The organism is Halobium salinum, assembly GCF_026586625.1.
In the GTDB taxonomy this organism is placed as follows: Archaea; Halobacteriota; Halobacteria; order Halobacteriales; family Haloferacaceae; genus Halobium; species Halobium salinum.
This window is the reverse complement of record NZ_JAODIW010000004.1, coordinates 88474-104197: the sequence shown is the minus strand read 5'-3', so window position 1 is coordinate 104197 and position 15724 is coordinate 88474. Positions and strand designations below refer to the sequence as shown.

Sequence of the window (15724 nt, the reverse complement as noted above, 5' to 3'; positions counted from 1 at the left end):
CCCCACTACCACTCGGTGAGCGCGCTCGGCCCGTACAGGTACACGAGCGCGGCGAGGAACGTGACGACACCCGAGATGGCCGCCGCGCCGCCGACCCAGAACACCCACGCCATCCCGACGCCGGTCATCAGCCACCCGCCGAGAAGGGGGGCGACGACGCTCCCGGGGCGCCACACCAGTTCGCGGACCCCGAAGCTGGAGGCGACGCCGCCCTCGTCGGTGCCCTCGTCCGCGAACAGCGCCATGCTGGCGGGTTCGCGGAAGCTGTCCGCCACGCCGAGGAGGCCGGAGAACGCCACGAGGGGGAGGAAGGCGGGACCGAGGTTCTCGAAGACCGGAAGGGCGGTCGGCGCGCCGAGCGCCTCGCCGACCGCCGGTGAGAACGGCACCGCGAGCGCGACGAGGCCGTAGGCGGCCCCGCCGAACGCGACGAAGGGGGCCCGCCCGACCCGGTCGGAGAGGCTTCCGGTGTACGGCTGGAGTAGCATGTTGGTGAACTTCTCGGCGACGACGGTGGCGCTCCCGGCGAGCGCGCCGTAGGCCAGGCCGCCGGAGGCGGCGGCGACGGTGGCGTACAGCGGCACCCAGGTGCGAACGAGCGTGACCGCGACGGCGTACTGCGCCCGGAACCCGGTAATGGCGAGGATGCGCCGATTCAGGGCGAGGTCCGAGAACGGGAAGCCGTGGACGCGGCTGTCGTCGGGCGGGACGAGGGCGACGACGCCGCCGACCGCCACGAGGAGGACGACGACGATGAGCGAGAACACGGGCGAGAAGCCGAACGCCTCGTACAGCCCGCCGGCGGCGACGCTCCCCAGAATCGCGGCGGCGAAGCGCGCCGAGTTCGCCTTCCCGATGTGGTTCGCGCGCGTGCCCAGTTCGGAGAGTTCGCCCACCAGGGACAGCGACATCAGCCCCATCCCGGTGACGGCGACCCCCTGCAGGGCGCGAGCGCCGACGAACCCCCAACTCGTGTCGACGAAGGGGAAGACGGCGTAGGCGACGACCCCCAGGAGCATCACGCCCAGGAGCACGAGCCGTTTGTCGTACCGGTCACCAGCCCAGGCGAGCGGGACGACCGCGACGGTCTGAGCGAGGGTGAACCCGGTAGTGAACATCCCGATGACGAATCCGGCGGAGAGGGTGATTCCCAACAGCGGAACCACGGTCGCCGACGGGTCGAGTTCGGTGATGTACTTTCCCAGGAGGGTGACGAGCGTGATGAAGCCGAAGCCGCCGGCGAAACGGGTGAGATAGAGCGCCGGAAAGCGGAGCGAAGAGCGGTCCACACTCCCCCTCCGACGATGGGTCGGAAAGCGGTTGCCCTTGCGGCCGGAGACACGACGTGTTCCTCGGTACCGTCCCCCACAGAACTTTGTCGGTCCGGTCCGAGACTCCGTCGATGGCATCCGACGGCCGCTCGACAGGAGAGGGGGTGACTCGGAGCGTCGCCCGAGGCACGGGGAGACGAACGGCGGGGCGGAAGGGAGGCCGACCCGACGACGAGGCGTATCGGGACCTCGCCGCGGAGCTCCGGGACGAGGTCGCAGGCGACGTGCGCTTCGACGAGTACAGTCAGGTGCTGTACGCGACCGACGGGAGCGTCTACGGCGCCCGGCCCGCGGGCGTCGTGCTCCCAGAGTCCGTCGCGGACGTGCAGGCGGCGGTCCGGGTCGCCGCCGAACACGACGTCCCGGTACTCCCCCGCGGTGCCGGCTCGTCGCTCGCGGGACAGGCCGTCGGCCCCGGCTGTGTCGTCCTCGACTGCTCGAAACACCTCGACTCCGTGCTCGAAATCGACCCCGAGGACCGTCGCGCCAGGATTCAGCCGGGGGTCGTTCAGGACGACCTCGACGCCGCGCTCGAACCCCACGGCCTGAAGTTCGCCCCGGACCCCGCCTCCTCGAACCGGGCGACCGTCGGCGGCGGAGTCGGCAACAACTCCACCGGCGCCCACTCGGTCAGGTACGGAATCACCGACGCCTACACGGAGGAACTCCGGGTCGTCCTCGCCGACGGCTCCCTGCTCCACACTCGCGAGGTCGTCCTCGACTCCGAGGAGTGGGACCGCATCGTGGGGAGGGACGACCGCGAGGCCGACCTCTACCGGACGGTTCGCGGACTCGTCGAGGGACACGCCGAGGAGATAGAACGCCGGTATCCGACGCTGAAGCGGTCGGTGTCGGGGTACAACCTGCACAAGGTCGTCTACCGAACGGAGGACGGCGAGCGCGTCATCAACCTCTCGAAACTCTTCGTCGGCGCCGAGGGAACGCTCGGCGTCGTCGTCGAGGCCGAACTCTCGCTCGTCACGCGGCCCGAAGAGACCGCCCTCGCCTGCTACTGCTTTCGGGACCTCGTGAGCGCGATGGAGGCCGTCCCGCCCGCGCTCGACTGCGACGCCAGCGCGGTCGAACTGATGGACGACGAGGTGTTCCGGCTGGCCCGCGAGTCGAGCCAGTACGCGGACTACGCAGAACCCATCCCCGAGGACTGCGCCGCCGCGCTGATGCTGGAGTTCGACGGCGAGGTCCACGACGACCTCCGGGTCGCCGTCGACGGTGCCACCGAGCGGTTCGTCGACGCCGGAGACGCGTACCACGTCGTCGAGGCGTTCACGCCCGAATCACAGGACCGGCTGTGGAAACTCCGGAAGGCCGCGATTCCGCTCCTCATGTCGCTCCCCGGCGACCCGAAGCCGTACCCGTTCATCGAGGACGCGAGCGTCCCGCCCGAGGAGTTGGCCGCGTACGTCACCGAGTTCGAGGAGGTCCTCGACGACCACGACACGTCCGCCGCGTACTTCGCCCACGCCGGCGCCGGGACGCTCCACATCCGGCCCATCCTGAACCTCAAGGATGGCGACGGAATCGAGACGATGCGCTCCATCACCGACGCCGTCACCGACCTCGTGCTCGACCACGGCGGCGCCTTCTCCGGCGAACACGGCGACGGCCTCGCCCGAACCGAGTTCAACCCGAAGATGTACGGCCCCGACCTCTGGGGGGCGTTCCGGGAGCTGAAGACCGCCTTCGACCCGAACTGGCTGATGAACCCGGGGAAGGTCGTCTTTCGGGATGGGGGTGCCGACAGCGACACGCGGGGGACCCGACCGGACATGCGCGACCACCTCCGGTACGGCCCCGAGTACGCCTCGCTGGAGGAGTCGACGACGCTCGACTTCTCCGAGGAGGGCGGCTTCTCCGAACTGGTCGAACTCTGCAACGGCTGTGGCACCTGTCGGCAGACCGGCTCCGAGGTGATGTGCCCGACCTACCGCGCCACCGACGAGGAACTGCTCACCACCCGCGGTCGCGCGAACCTCCTCCGGGCCGCCATCAGCGGCGACCTCCCCGAAGACGAGCTGTACACGGACCGGTTCCAGCGACAGGTGTTGGACCTCTGTGTCGGCTGCAAGGGGTGTGCGAGCGACTGCCCGACCGGCGTCGACCTCGCGAAGCTCAAAGCCGAGGCCAAACACCGGTACCACGAACGCGAGGGAACCTCGCTCCGCTCCCGCCTCTTCGCCGACATCGACCGGCTCGCCGCGTGGGGGAGCCGGCTCGCCCCCGTCGCCAACGCGGCGCCGACGCTCCCGGGCGCCCGACCCCTGCTCGAACGGCTCCTCGGAATCGCGGCCGACCGTTCGTTGCCGACGTTCGCCGACGAGTCCCTGGAGACGTGGTTCGACCGACGGGGGAGCCGGGTCGACCCCGGCGACGCGGACCACCGCGTGCTCCTCTTTCCGGACACCTTCTCGAACTACGTCGAGCCCGCGGTCGGGAAAGCCACCGTCCGCGTGCTGGAGGCGTGTGGCGTCCACGTCGCGATGGCCCCCGACGCGGCGCCGAGCGGACGGGCGGCCTACTCGAACGGCTTCCTCGACCTCGCCCGCGAACGCGCCGAGCACAACCGGGAGACCCTCGCCCCGCTCGTCGCCGACGGCTGGTCCGTCGTCTGTCCGGAACCCGCAGACGCGACGATGTTCCAGGACGAGTACGCCGACCTGCTCGGGGCGGACCGGGTCGCCCCGCTCGCGGCGAATTGCTATAGCGCCATGGAGTTCATTAGTGTGCACGGCGTCGTCGACGGTGTCGGTTTCGACACAGGAAATCGCCGGCTCACCTACCACGGCCACTGCAACCAGCAGGCGCTCGGCCGGGAGCACCACGCGGCGCGGGTGCTCGAAGCGGTCGGCTTCGCGGTCGACGAACTCGACTCCACCTGCTGTGGGATGGCGGGGTCGTTCGGCTACGAGACCGAGCACTTCGAACTCTCGAAGGCCATCGGCTCGATTCTCTTCGACCAGGTCGACGCGAGTCCGGGCGACGCGGTCGTCGCGCCGGGTGCGTCGTGCCGGACGCAACTCGGCGACCGGGCGGGCGAGGAGTCCCCGAGACATCCGGTGCAGGTGTTGGCGTCGGCGCTCCCGCCGGATGCGGAGTGAGGTAGAGAGCCGCTTCAGTCGTCCAGTTCGCCGATTCGCTCCGCGAGGTAGACGGGAATCGGGAACGTCGCCTCTTCGACGAAACGGGCGACCTCTTCGCCGTTCCGTTCCACTACCACCGTCGGAATCAACTCGACCCCGTACTCCTCGACCTTCGGGCCGACCTTCGAGCCGTCCTCGGCCTTCTCGACGGGGTAGTGCTCGATTCGCTCGTCGGGGACGCCCGCGGCGTCGAGGGCGGCGCCGAAGTCCGGGAGCTGCGACCGGCAGTCCTTACACCAGTCGCCGCCCCACACCCTGTACGTCAGGTCCTCGCGCCCGAGGACGTCTACGACGCCTTCGTAGGACGCGGCGTCCCAGGTCGGGTTCGGTTCCATCGTCTCCAGTCGGCCGTCGGCACTCATCGCTCGCCCGTAGCCGACGCGGCGGGTTAAGCCCCGCGGGTCCGGCAGGCGTCGAATCCGTAACTCAGCGGCAATATTGGGCCGGATGTCGTCACCTGTTTAGGCGCAGGTGCGTAACCACTCGCCGATGGACGAGAGCATCCTCGACGCGCTCGGCTCCCCACTCGTGCAGATTTCCGCTCCCGAGGGGGCGACCGTCGCGGCGAAGGTGGAGTCGAAGAATCCGGGCGGCTCCGCGAAGGACCGCGCGGCGCTGTTCATGGTCCGCGCGGCCGAGGAGGCGGGCGAACTCGACCCCGGCGACCGAATCGTCGAGCCGACCTCCGGCAACACCGGCATCGGCCTCTCCGTCGTCGCCGCGGCGAAGGGGTACGACGTGACCATCGTCATGCCGGCTTCGAAGTCCCCCGAGCGACAGGACATCATGCGCGCGTACGGCGCCGACCTCGAACTCGTAGAGGGCGACATCTCCGACGCGAAGGAGCGGGCCGACGAAATCGAAGCCGAGGCGGGGGCCGTCCAACTCAGACAGTTCGAGAACCCCGCGAACCCCGACGCGCACTACCACACCACCGGCGAGGAGGTGCTGGAGCAGGTCGGCGACCGCACCGTCGACGCGCTCGTCGCCGGCGTCGGCACCGGCGGCACCGTCTCCGGCGTGGGTCGCCGCCTGCGCGAGGAGTTCCCCGAGATGGACGTGGTCGCCGTCGAACCCGAGGACAGCGCGGTCCTCTCGGGGAGAGAGCCGGAGGCGGACAGCTTTCAGGGGATGGGCCCCGGATTCGTCAGCCCGAACCTCGACCGCGACCTGCTGACCGACGTGCGGACCGTCTCCCTGCCCGAGGCCGAGCGGGAGTGTCGTCGGCTCGCCCGCGAGGAGGGGATTCTGGTGGGTCAATCGAGCGGCGCCTCCGCGCTCGCGGCCCGGCGCGTCGCCGCGGAACTCGTCGAGTCGAGCGTCGACAGCGACGTGGACACCGCCGGTACCGACGACGCTGACGCCGGCGCCGACGATGCGGACGGCCCGCTCGTCGTCACCGTGTTCTGGGACTCCGGCGAGCGGTACATGTCGACGGGGATGTTCGACCGGGAGGACTGAATCGGTCGTCGTCGTCCGCTCTATCGCCACCGCCTACTCCGCCAGATACGCCTCGACCAGCCCCACGAACCGCTCCGGGCGTTCACGTGGCGGCCAGTGGCCGCAGTTCGGGAGGATTCGCACCTCGGCGTCCGGAACCAGGACCCCCGCCCGCACCGCCCACTCGACGGGGACCAGCGGGTCCGCCTCCCCGTGGACGAGGAGCGTCGGGACTCGAAGCTCCGGAAGCCGGTCGACGACGTTCGTCCGGAGACCCGCCGGACCGACCTCCGCGCGCTGGAACGCTCGGAAGGTCCGCCCCGCGTCCGGGCGGCTCCCGGCTCGCACCACGTCGTCGACGAGGTCGGGCGTAACGGCCTCGGGGTCGCCGACGATTCCGCGGAGCGAGAGCGCCCAGAGCCGACGGCTCCGCCGGAGCAGCGCCCACGTCACCTCCGAGACGTAGGGCAGCCGGGTGAACAGGTAGCCGAGGTACCCGCCCGGCACCGCGCCGCCGAGGCCGAGGCTGTCGACCAGGACGAGCCGCGTGACGCGTTCGGGCCGGTCGAGCGCGACAGAGAGGGCGACGCCGCCGCCCATCGAGATGCCGACGAGCGACGCCTCCTGCAGTTCGAGTCGGTCGAGAAACGCTTCGAGGAACTCCGCGTACCACGCGACCGAGGGCTCCGCCTCGGGGAACTCGCTGTCGCCGTACCCCGGCCAGTCGGGGGCGTAGACGGTGAACCGCTCCGCGAGCGCCGGAATCGTCCTGCGCCAGGACAAGGTTGCGGAGTCGACTCCCCCGCCGTGGAGGAGCACGACCGGCGACCCGTCGCCGGCGACGAGGTAGCGCACGCGGAGACCGCCGACCTCCACGGTCCGCTCGTCGGCGACCTCGTTGAGACTCATCGGGCGCTCGTTCGTCGTCCGCGAGCAAAACCTTGTACGGGAGACGCCGACGTCCTCGGTTCAGTAGCCGGCGCCGAACTCGTCTTCGGTCACACGGACGAGCACCGTCTCGTCCACGTCACGGAGGTCGTACTCGGGCACCGCGTCGTCGACGCGCGTGACGAACATCGGCTCGACGAGGCGGCCCGCCTCGACTCCGTACATCTTGAGGAGCCCGCCCGTCTCACCGGGAGCCACGTCGCCGTCGCGAACCTCCTCCGCGAGGTCGCGAGAGAGCCACTCCTCGTCGCTGACGCTGGGGTCGAGCACGAGCGCGTCGTCGACGTAGCGGACGAGGTACCAGTTGAGGTCGTTCATCAGGGAGACGGCGGCGCCGACGCTCACCGTGTCGAGGGCGAGCGCGTTCTCGAAGGGTTCGGAGAGGTCGTACGTCGCGAGGGCGGCGCGCGCGGTCTCGCGGGAGAGGAGTTCGTATCGCAGGTTCACGTCCGGCGCGCCGAGGAGACAGACCCGCGTCACGCCCCGAGAGTGGCGACCGCACGATAAATCGGTTGTGATACCTGTCGTCGGCGGCGCCTCTCGGCGACGGGCGGCTCCCAGTTCAGCCCCGGTCGAGCCACTCGTCGACGCAGCCGTCGCTACAGAGGACGTGCCGGTCGTGGTCGGAGCGCAGTCGGCGACGGCCGAGTGTCACCTCGCGGGCGACCTCGACTTCCCGGTGACTGGTCGCGAGGTCGACGCCGACGTTGCAGTTCGCACACGCGACGCGACCGCCGTCTGCGTCGACCGAACGCGAGACGTGTTGGACGTTCCACTCCGGACCGAGCGAGGGGACCGACGTACCACGGTTGGCCTTCGACATGTCGTGTGGAGCGTCGCCCGGAACGACAAAAACCGCTCGGGCCGTCCCGGCCCACAGTTTCAAATCGGATGACGGGCCCACCACCCGCGTGCGCTGACGACGACCGCGGAGTCGGTCGAGGCGGGTGCCCGGCGCGCCGCTCCGCGCGAACGACCGTGCCGGCTGTTCGCCCTCGCAACGTCCTCACCGGTCGGACTCGTCGCCACCACGGCCGCCGTCGGCTCCGGCGTCAACGGTCTCGGGGTTGCGGGCGAGCCGCACCGCCCGTTCGAGGAGGTCGTCCGGCTCGGCGGCCTCTACCGTCGCGAGCGACGCGCCCGTCTCGGGGTGGGCCGGCGCGACGCGCTCGCAGCCGACGGGGAGCGTCGAGTCCGCGAAGGTTCCGATGCGGCGCGCCTGCTCGGTGATGTCGGATTTATCCCGCGTCAACAGCGGCCGGTAGACCGGGAGCGTCGCCGCCGCGTCGGTGACCGCGAGGTTCGTCCCCGTCTGGCTCGACTTCTGTCCGAGGGACTCGCCGGTCGCGACCGCGACGGCGCCGAGGTCGCGAGCGACGACCTCCCCCATCCGGAGCATCGCCCGACGGAGCGACAGCATCCGTGTGTCCCGGACCGACGCCACGAGGTCGTCGACGAGGGCCCCGGCGTCGACGACTCTGAGGCGGGTGTCGAACCCGGCGGCGAAGCGCGCCAGTCGCTCGGTAACTTCGACGGCGCGAGCGCAGTGGTCGGGGCCCCCGTAGTCGCCGAGGTCGACGTATACCGGGTAGACGGGCGCGCCGCGCTTCATCAGTTCCCAGGCGGCGACGGGGGAGTCGAGCCCGCCGGAGAGCAGGACGACCACCGGCTCCTGTGTTCCGAGCGGAAGCCCGCCGGGGCCCGGCCGGCGCTCGGTGAAGACGAACGCCTCGTCCTCGCGACAGTCGACCCCGTACGTGACCGCCGGGTCGTCGAGGTCGACCGGCGCCCCGGTGACATTCTCGACGACGCTTCCGCCTTCGGCTTCGAGTTCCCGGCTCGTGAACGGGTGGGCGCCGTCCGGTCCGGCGCGGTTCGCGTCGACGGCGAAACTCCCGCCGGGGTGGTCGGCGGCGGCGGCCCGCAACGTGGACAACAGGGCCTCGCGCGTCGGCTCGCACACGACGACGGGGCTCGCGGAGACGACACCGAACGTGTCGGCGGCGGCGTCCGCGGCGGCGTCGGGGTCTGGGGTGTCGATTCGGAGCCGCGACCAGTTCCGTTCGACGGTCCCGTCGATGTCGCGCGTCGCCAGCGCGGCCTCGAGGTTGTCGCGGAGCCGCCGCTCCATGTCGGTCCGCACCTTACTGCTCTTGACGCCGACCTCCCCGTAGCGGACGAGGACGGCGTCCGGCCGGTGCATACTCGGAGCAACCCGACCGGGAGATAAGAGCGTTTCCCGACCGCCGCGAGAACCCGAAGTGAAACGAATCGAAGTGAAACGAATCGAATCGAGGTGACAGCCCTCAGAACGTCCGCATGTCGCCGTCGATGACCTGCCGTGTGATGTCCGTGACGTTCGCGAGTTCGTCGTCGACGATGGCGCGCACGTCGGCTTCGATGTCGCTCACGTCCACGTCGCCCTCCGTGACGACCTGCGCGTCGGCCACGTGGGGTTCGTCGATGGGACGGCCGATTTGTGAGAGCAGTCGGACCTGGAGGTCGCGGATGCCGTCGACGTCGGCGACGACGGACTCGGCGATCTGCGTCGAGAGGAGGTTGTATATCTTCCCGATGTGGTTGACGGGGTTCTTCCCCGACGTGGCCTCCATGCTCATCGGCCGGTTCGGCGTGATGAGCCCGTTGGCGCGGTTGCCGCGGCCGACGGAGCCGTCGTCGCCCATCTCCGCGGAGGTGCCGGTGACGGTGAGGTAGATGGAGCCGTCGTCGTAGTCGTCTGCGGTGTTCACCTCGACGCCGACCTCGCGGTCGGTGTGCTCGCGGGCGATGTCGGTGACGTACTCCTTGACGGACCGGACGGCCTCGTCGTAGGCGTCGATGTCGTCGACGTGGCTGTCGATCATCGCCGCGGCGACGGTGACGTCGATGCGGTCGCCCTCGCGCTTGCCCATGATTTTGATGTCCGACCCGAGCTCGGGGTGGTCGTCGCCGTACTCGCCGTTGAGGCGCTCCTCGGCGTCGAGGACGATGCGCTCCGTCTCGGTGAGGGGCGCGTGGCCGACGCCGAAGCTCGTGTCGTTGGCCATCGGCACCGTCGCGCCCTCCTCGCCGAACACCTCGACGAGGTCGCCCGACCCCTGCCCGAGTTTCACGTCGACGACGATGTCGGTGCCGAAGTCGAGCATCGGCACGTGCTCGTTCAGGTAGTCGCGAGCGGCCTCGAGCGCGATGGTGTCGACGGGGATGTGGGTCCCTTCGTACTCCTTCGTGGCGCGGCCGACGATGAGGAGATAGATGGGTTCGACGACCTCGCCGCCGCCGAACGCCGGGGCGGCCGAGCCGGCGACCAACTGCGTCTCGTCGGTGTTGTAGTGGAGCACCTTCCCGACCCGGTCGATGTACGCCTGCGAGAGCGCCCGGGAGACGCTCTCCGCGATACCGTCGCTGATGGAGTCGGGGTGGCCGATCCCCTTCCGCTCGACGATCTCGACGCGCTGGTCCTCGACGGCCCGGCGGTCGAGTTCGGAGACCTGGATGTTTCGCTCGGTCATTGGCCCGGCTTCGCCGTCGCGGATGCTATAACTTGCGGAAACTTCTCGCGGAGCGCGGATTACTCCGGAGAATGTTTTGGCGAGTGTTGCCGCTCCGTCGAGCCGTCAGTCGTCCGGGTCGTCGCCGGCGAGCAACAGCCCGAGGTAGGAGGTCCGGATGCCGTCGTCCGGGTCGAGGTCGAGTGACCGGAGGGTCTCGAACACCGACTCGCGCACGTCGTCGACCTCGTCCTCGGTCGCCTCGCGCTCCACCTCGACGAACTCGCCGAGGTCGCGAACGCGGTCGAGCGTGACGGTGGCGTCGCCGAGGGCGTAGAACGTCCGCTCCTTCTCGACGACGGCCGCCGGCTCGTACCCCAGTCCGTCGAGGATACCCGCCATCGCCTCGTCGTCGGCGACGACCGTCTCGTGTTCCTCGCGGGTCTTCGAACTGTCGTCGACCAGCGGTCCCTTGTAGGTGACCTTGGTCGTCTCGTCGCCCTGCTTGGACGCCTCGTCCGCCCCGACCCGGCGCTCGCGCCTGACCCGGAGGGCCTCGTCGGTCTCGGCGAAGTCGCGGTGTGGGGCGTCGTAGTAGGTGTCGCGCTGTTCGACCGCGTCGGTCCGGGTCGCGTCGAGTTCGTCCAGCCGTCTCCGGACGCCGTCCAGGTCGGCGCGGACCTTTACCTCGACCTCGTACATGGGCCGACGGACGGCCGTATCGCCGATAAGCCCTCCCCTCCGAGGCGAACCGACGACGGCGTCCGGCGCGTGGGCGGCGGCGACGGTCCGGTTCCGGCGACGGTCACCGTCGGCGGCGGGAATCGTGTTTCTTAAGGGTAGCACGAGAGACGTTGGAAGCATGAGTGACGAACAGCAGGCGGAGGCGGAGGCGCCAGACGCCGATGACGTCGAGGAAGAGGTCGAAGAAGCCGAGGACGCCGGCGAGGTCGAGGAGACCGAGGGCGGCATCCAGGACGGCGACTTCGTCAAGCTCGCCTACACCGTGCGCACGGTCGACGACGGGACCGTCGTAGACACGACCTCCAAGGAGGTCGCCGAGGAAGCCGGCATCGACGACGACCAGTACGACTTCTCGCCGCGAACCATCGTCGTCGGCGCGGGCCACGTGTTCCCGGGCGTCGACGAGGACCTCATCGGCAAGGACGTCGGCGACGAGGGCACCGTCGACATCTCCGCGGAGGAGGCGTTCGGCGCGTTCGACCCCGACGACGTGAAGACCGTCAGCGCCGAGAAGATCGACGAGGACGACCGCTACCCCGGCGCCCAGGTTCAGATCGACGGCCAGCAGGGCCGACTCGAGACCATCATCGGCGGCCGCGCACGCGTCGACTTCAACCACCCGCTCGCGGGTGAGGCCCTCGAGTACGAGTACGAGATCGTCGACGTCGTCGACGACCGCGAGGAGCAGGCACAGGGTCTGCTCGGGATGTACCTCCAGCAGGCCCCCGAGGTCTGGATCGAGACCGACGAGGTCGAGGAGGAGCAGGTCGTCGAGTCCGAGGACGACGAGGAGGACGGAGAACCCGAGACCGAGACCGTCACGGTCGAGAAGGAGACGCTGTACATCGAGGCCACACCGCAGATGACGATGAACCAGCAGTGGCTGTTCTCGAAGCAGCAGATCGCCCAGGACGTGATGGACCGGCTCGACCTCGACCGCGTCATCGTCCAGGAGACCATCGACGGCTCCGGCGGCATGATGGGCGGTATGGGCGGCATGATGGGCGGTATGGGCGGCGGCGCCGGCGGCGCCGACGTCGAGGAGGCCCTGGAGGACGTCGACGTCGACGCCGACGAGATCGTCGACGAACTCGAGGAGAGCGACCTCGAAGCCGACGAGGAGTAGCGCGGCCCACAGCGGCCAGCCTGCGGCTGGCGCCGACCGCGTCGCGGACGAATCCACACGTTTCTTTTGACTCACCTGCCCAGACGCGAGTATGTCGTCGATATCGGAGGGCGGGGTCCCGGACGACGTGACGATCGCGGCCGTCGCGTCGGTCTGTACCGTCGCGCTCCACCTCCTGCTCGCACGGCTCGTCGCCCCCGAGTCGAGCCTGCTCGTCAGACTCGCCCCGTTGGGGGTCTACTTCGTCTACACGTTCGTCCACCACGGGAGCGGCGACTCCCCGTTCGACACGCCACGGAACTGGGCGCTGTTGACGGTGGCCGTCACCGCCGCCGTCGTCGGCTTCTACCTCCTCTGAACCGCACGCCGAAGGGCCGTCCGGCCACCGATACAGATATCACCGTGGTGTCACAATCGGCCCCGTATGAAGCCCTCCACTTCACCACCACCGGGGCAGGTGGTCCCGGTCGCGACGCGAGTCGCGGCCGTTTTCGTCCTCTTGGGGTGTCTGTTCGTCGCCCCCGCCCTCGCACTCCCGGCCGACGGCCCCCTCGTGGGTGCTACCGGCGCGCCACACGACGCGACCGTCGCCCACGACGGCGACGACCTCGTCCTCCGGACCGGCCCCGGACAGGTCGTCGCCGGGGCGGCGAACCTCACTACGGGCGAACGGGTCGTCGTCCGCATCGAAGCCGGTGGCGAGCGTCCGTTCGTCCTCAGTCGCCCGGCGACCGTCGGCTCCGACGGGGCGTTCGCCGTCCGATTCGACCTGAGCGCCCGCCGTCCGGCGTCGAACGTGACCGTCTCGGTGCTCCACGACTCGCGCGTGCTGGCCGACGTGCCGGCCGAACTCAGACTCCTCGAGTCGACGACGACGAGTCCGGGGTCGGCGACGGCGCCGAACACGAACGCGCAGGCGAACACGTCGGCCGGGACGGCCTCCGCGTCGGCCGCCGGTCCGGAGTCGAACGCCGAGCGCCCGCCCGCCGAGCGCGGCGTGCCGCTCTGGTTCGCGGGCCTGCTCGCCGTCGCCGCGGCCACGCTCGCCGCGGTCGTCGTCCGAAGTCGGTAGCCGTTCGACAGGCGCTCGCTCCGACCCCTCACCCGAGCTGTCGGCGGCGCTCCTCGAGACAGACCTTCACGATGGACTTCGCGATAGCGGCGCCGCCGGCGAGCGGGTCGAGCTTCGTCTCGCCGGCGCGCTCGCGGTACTCGATGGGTACTTCCCTGACCCGGTAGCCGCGCATGAGCGGCCGGATGAGCAGTTCGGCGGACAGCCCGGTGTTTTCGGTCCACGTGATGCGGTGGAGGAGGTCGCGCCGGTAGGCGCGCATCCCCGTCGTCGTGTCGTGGACGCGCCGACCGCAGAGCGCGGAGGCCAGTAGCGCGAACGCGGCGTTGCCGGCGCGGTTGAACGCGGGCATCGCCTCGGCGCCGTGGTAGAGTCGGTCGCCGCTGACCACGTCGTACCCGTCGTTGACGAACTCCAGAAACTCGGGGAGGGCCTCCATCGGGTAGGTGTCGTCGCAGTCGGTCGTGACGACGACGGGGCGGTCCGGGGTCAGGACCGCCTCCTTCACCGCGACGCCGTACCCCTGTGGCTCCTGTTCGACGACGCGGGCGCCGCGTTCGCGGGCGATGTCCGGCGTCCGGTCGCTCGACCCGTCGACGCAGACGACCTCGGCGCGACCGTCCGTGACGCGCTCGATGTCGTCGAGGACGGTACCGATGGCCGCCTCCTCGTTGTAGGTTCCCATGACGACCGCGAGGTCGTCGAACGTGTAGTCGTAGCTCATACGCTCGCTTCCGAGGTGCGGCACTTGAGTTTTTAGGTTTACCTAAAAGATGGGGCTGGTGGCTGGTCTCCGAGTTCAGGTTTCGATGCCGTCGAACGCGTCCCGGTGGAGGCCGTCGGCGACGTGGTCCGAGAGCGTCTCCAGATTGACCGTGTCCTCGCGGTTGTACCGGACGAGGGTGTCGAGGGCGTCGTCGTCGCCGTGGCGCTCGTACTCCCGCCAGAGGCGGACGGCGTCGCGGCCGGTGACTCCGGGTTCGTCGCGACCGATGCCGACCTCCCGCTCGATGTTCTTCAGGCCGCCGGTGAGGCCGAGTTTCTTACAGGGGTACATCAGGTCGAGGTGGGGTCGGTCGAGGTCCACGTCGAAGCAGGCTTCGAGGAACGGCACGTCGAACTGGATGCCGTTGAACGAGACGAGGAGCGGGGCGTCCGCGAACGCCTCGCGGAGGCTCTCCTCGGTGAGGTCGTCGCCGCGGACGAGCGTCTCCGTCTCGCCGCCGCGGTGGAGGCTCACGGTCGTCACGTGGTTGCGGTCGTGGTTCAGGCCCGTCGTCTCGATGTCGAAGAAACAGGCGTCGTCGCGGAAGTTCTCGTAGAGGCGCCAGCGCTCGCCGCTCGGGAAGGCCTGCGCGAAGTACGGGGCGTCGCCGTCGTCGAGGCGTCCACGTGCCTCGTGGATGAACGCCTCGATTCGCTCCCCGGTTTTCTCCCCGACGAGGGAGGGCTCGAACTCGTCCCAGTGGGTGACCCCCTGCTCCCAGAGGCGTCGCTCGGTCTTCGCGCCGACGCCTCGGACGGGGATGAAGCTGTTCTCGATTCGCACGTTCTTCTCACGGTGAAGGGGAGACAAAAGTCCCTCGTCTGTCGATTCCCCCAGGGACCGCAACTCGCAGCAGCGGAGCGAATCGGGTCGAACCCGGTCGTCCGGTGCTCACGGTGGACACCGTTTTGCTCGCCCGTCCCCTCCTCTGAGACATGTGCGGCCGCTACACCCTGTTCACCCCGCAGGCGGAGCTCGAAGAGCGCTTCGGCGCGACCCCCGAACGCCCGCTCGAACCGCGGTACAACTGTGCCCCCGGGCAAGCGCTCCCGGTCATCACCGACGACGCCCCCGACACCATGCAGTTATTCGAGTGGGGGCTGGTGCCGACGTGGGCCGAGACCAAATCGGACGCGGGGTTCATCAACGCCCGGAGCGAGACCGTCCGCGAGAAACGCAGTTTCGCCGAGGCGTTCGAGCGCCGGCGCTGTCTCGTCCCCGCCGACGGGTTCTACGAGTGGACCGAGACCGACTCCGGGAAACAGCCTTACCGGGTCGCCTTCGAGGACGACCGGCCGTTCGCGATGGCGGGCATCTGGGAGCGCTGGCACCCGAAGGCGCGCCAGTCGGGGCTGGCCGAGTTCGGCCAGGGCGGCGCCGACGACCCAGACCCCGAGTCGACCGTCGTCGAGACGTTCGCCGTCCTCACGACGGAGCCGAACGCGACCGTCTCCGGCCTCCACGACCGGATGGCCGTCGTGCTCGCACCCGACGAGGAGGACGCGTGGCTCGACGCCGACCCCGACGCGGCGGGGGCGCTGCTCGACCCGTACCCCGACGACGCGATGCACGCCTACCCGGTGTCGACGCGGGTGAACAGCCCGAGAAACGACGACCCGAGTCTCGTCGAGGCCGTCGAGGCCTGATT

At 69.8% G+C, this 15724-nt stretch carries 16 protein-coding genes; 6 read left to right on the top strand and 10 right to left on the bottom strand.

Annotation, left to right across the window (positions count from 1 at the left end):
* Positions 1-5: 5 nt before the first annotated feature.
* Positions 6-1289 (bottom strand): MFS transporter, encoded by a 1284-nt coding sequence (locus tag N5095_RS00535; protein WP_267619888.1) that lies wholly within the window; start codon positions 1287-1289, stop codon positions 6-8.
* A gap of 113 nt (positions 1290-1402) precedes the next feature.
* On the opposite strand from N5095_RS00535, the gene N5095_RS00530 reads away from it, so the two are divergent.
* Complete coding sequence (locus N5095_RS00530; RefSeq protein WP_267619886.1) at positions 1403-4447, top strand: FAD-binding and (Fe-S)-binding domain-containing protein; 3045 nt, start codon at positions 1403-1405, stop codon at positions 4445-4447.
* Between the two features lie 14 nt (positions 4448-4461).
* Here N5095_RS00530 and N5095_RS00525 read toward each other — a convergent pair whose 3' ends face one another.
* Positions 4462-4851, bottom strand: coding sequence for a thioredoxin family protein (locus N5095_RS00525; protein WP_267619884.1), 390 nt, complete (start codon positions 4849-4851; stop codon positions 4462-4464).
* A 127-nt stretch (positions 4852-4978) separates the two neighbouring features.
* On the opposite strand from N5095_RS00525, the gene N5095_RS00520 reads away from it, so the two are divergent.
* Positions 4979-5950, top strand: coding sequence for a PLP-dependent cysteine synthase family protein (locus N5095_RS00520; RefSeq protein ID WP_267619882.1), 972 nt, complete (start codon positions 4979-4981; stop codon positions 5948-5950).
* Between the two features lie 33 nt (positions 5951-5983).
* Here N5095_RS00520 and N5095_RS00515 read toward each other — a convergent pair whose 3' ends face one another.
* From N5095_RS00515 to cyaB, 6 genes are all read right to left on the bottom strand, one after another.
* The gene (locus N5095_RS00515; RefSeq protein WP_267619881.1) at positions 5984-6838 is read right to left on the bottom strand and encodes an alpha/beta fold hydrolase; all 855 of its coding nucleotides are present in this window, start codon (positions 6836-6838) and stop codon (positions 5984-5986) included.
* 60 nt (positions 6839-6898) lie between these two features.
* A complete protein-coding gene (locus N5095_RS00510; protein ID WP_267619880.1) occupies positions 6899-7357 on the bottom strand; it encodes a DUF5804 family protein in 459 nt (152 codons plus the stop codon).
* An 82-nt stretch (positions 7358-7439) separates the two neighbouring features.
* Positions 7440-7700, bottom strand: coding sequence for a hypothetical protein (locus N5095_RS00505; RefSeq protein WP_267619879.1), 261 nt, complete (start codon positions 7698-7700; stop codon positions 7440-7442).
* 183 nt (positions 7701-7883) lie between these two features.
* Complete coding sequence (locus N5095_RS00500) at positions 7884-9080, bottom strand: tRNA sulfurtransferase (RefSeq protein ID WP_267619877.1); 1197 nt, start codon at positions 9078-9080, stop codon at positions 7884-7886.
* Positions 9081-9183: 103 nt separating this feature from the next.
* Positions 9184-10389 (bottom strand): methionine adenosyltransferase, encoded by a 1206-nt coding sequence (locus N5095_RS00495; RefSeq protein ID WP_267619874.1) that lies wholly within the window; start codon positions 10387-10389, stop codon positions 9184-9186.
* Positions 10390-10494: 105 nt separating this feature from the next.
* Complete coding sequence (gene cyaB / locus N5095_RS00490; RefSeq protein WP_267619872.1) at positions 10495-11070, bottom strand: class IV adenylate cyclase; 576 nt, start codon at positions 11068-11070, stop codon at positions 10495-10497.
* A gap of 160 nt (positions 11071-11230) precedes the next feature.
* Here cyaB and N5095_RS00485 point away from each other — a divergent pair, with 160 nt between their 5' ends.
* The 3 genes from N5095_RS00485 to N5095_RS00475 all read left to right on the top strand — a co-directional run bounded on the left by N5095_RS00485 (position 11231) and on the right by N5095_RS00475 (position 13310).
* Positions 11231-12238, top strand: a complete 1008-nt coding sequence (locus tag N5095_RS00485) for an FKBP-type peptidyl-prolyl cis-trans isomerase (protein ID WP_267619869.1) — start codon at positions 11231-11233, stop codon at positions 12236-12238.
* Between the two features lie 91 nt (positions 12239-12329).
* Complete coding sequence (locus N5095_RS00480) at positions 12330-12596, top strand: DUF8049 family protein (protein ID WP_267619867.1); 267 nt, start codon at positions 12330-12332, stop codon at positions 12594-12596.
* A gap of 66 nt (positions 12597-12662) precedes the next feature.
* Positions 12663-13310 carry a BGTF surface domain-containing protein gene (locus N5095_RS00475; RefSeq protein WP_267619866.1) on the top strand — a complete coding sequence of 216 codons (648 nt, stop codon included), beginning with the start codon at positions 12663-12665 and terminating at the stop codon, positions 13308-13310.
* Positions 13311-13338: 28 nt separating this feature from the next.
* Here the strand turns inward: N5095_RS00475 and N5095_RS00470 are convergent, their stop codons facing one another.
* A complete protein-coding gene (locus N5095_RS00470) occupies positions 13339-14034 on the bottom strand; it encodes a dolichyl-phosphate hexose transferase (protein WP_267619865.1) in 696 nt (231 codons plus the stop codon).
* Between the two features lie 75 nt (positions 14035-14109).
* A complete protein-coding gene (locus N5095_RS00465; protein WP_267619864.1) occupies positions 14110-14859 on the bottom strand; it encodes a ribonuclease H-like domain-containing protein in 750 nt (249 codons plus the stop codon).
* Positions 14860-15011: 152 nt separating this feature from the next.
* Between N5095_RS00465 and N5095_RS00460 the strand changes: the two genes are divergently transcribed.
* Positions 15012-15722, top strand: a complete 711-nt coding sequence (locus N5095_RS00460) for an SOS response-associated peptidase (protein WP_267619863.1) — start codon at positions 15012-15014, stop codon at positions 15720-15722.
* The last annotated feature ends 2 nt before the right edge of the window (positions 15723-15724 follow it).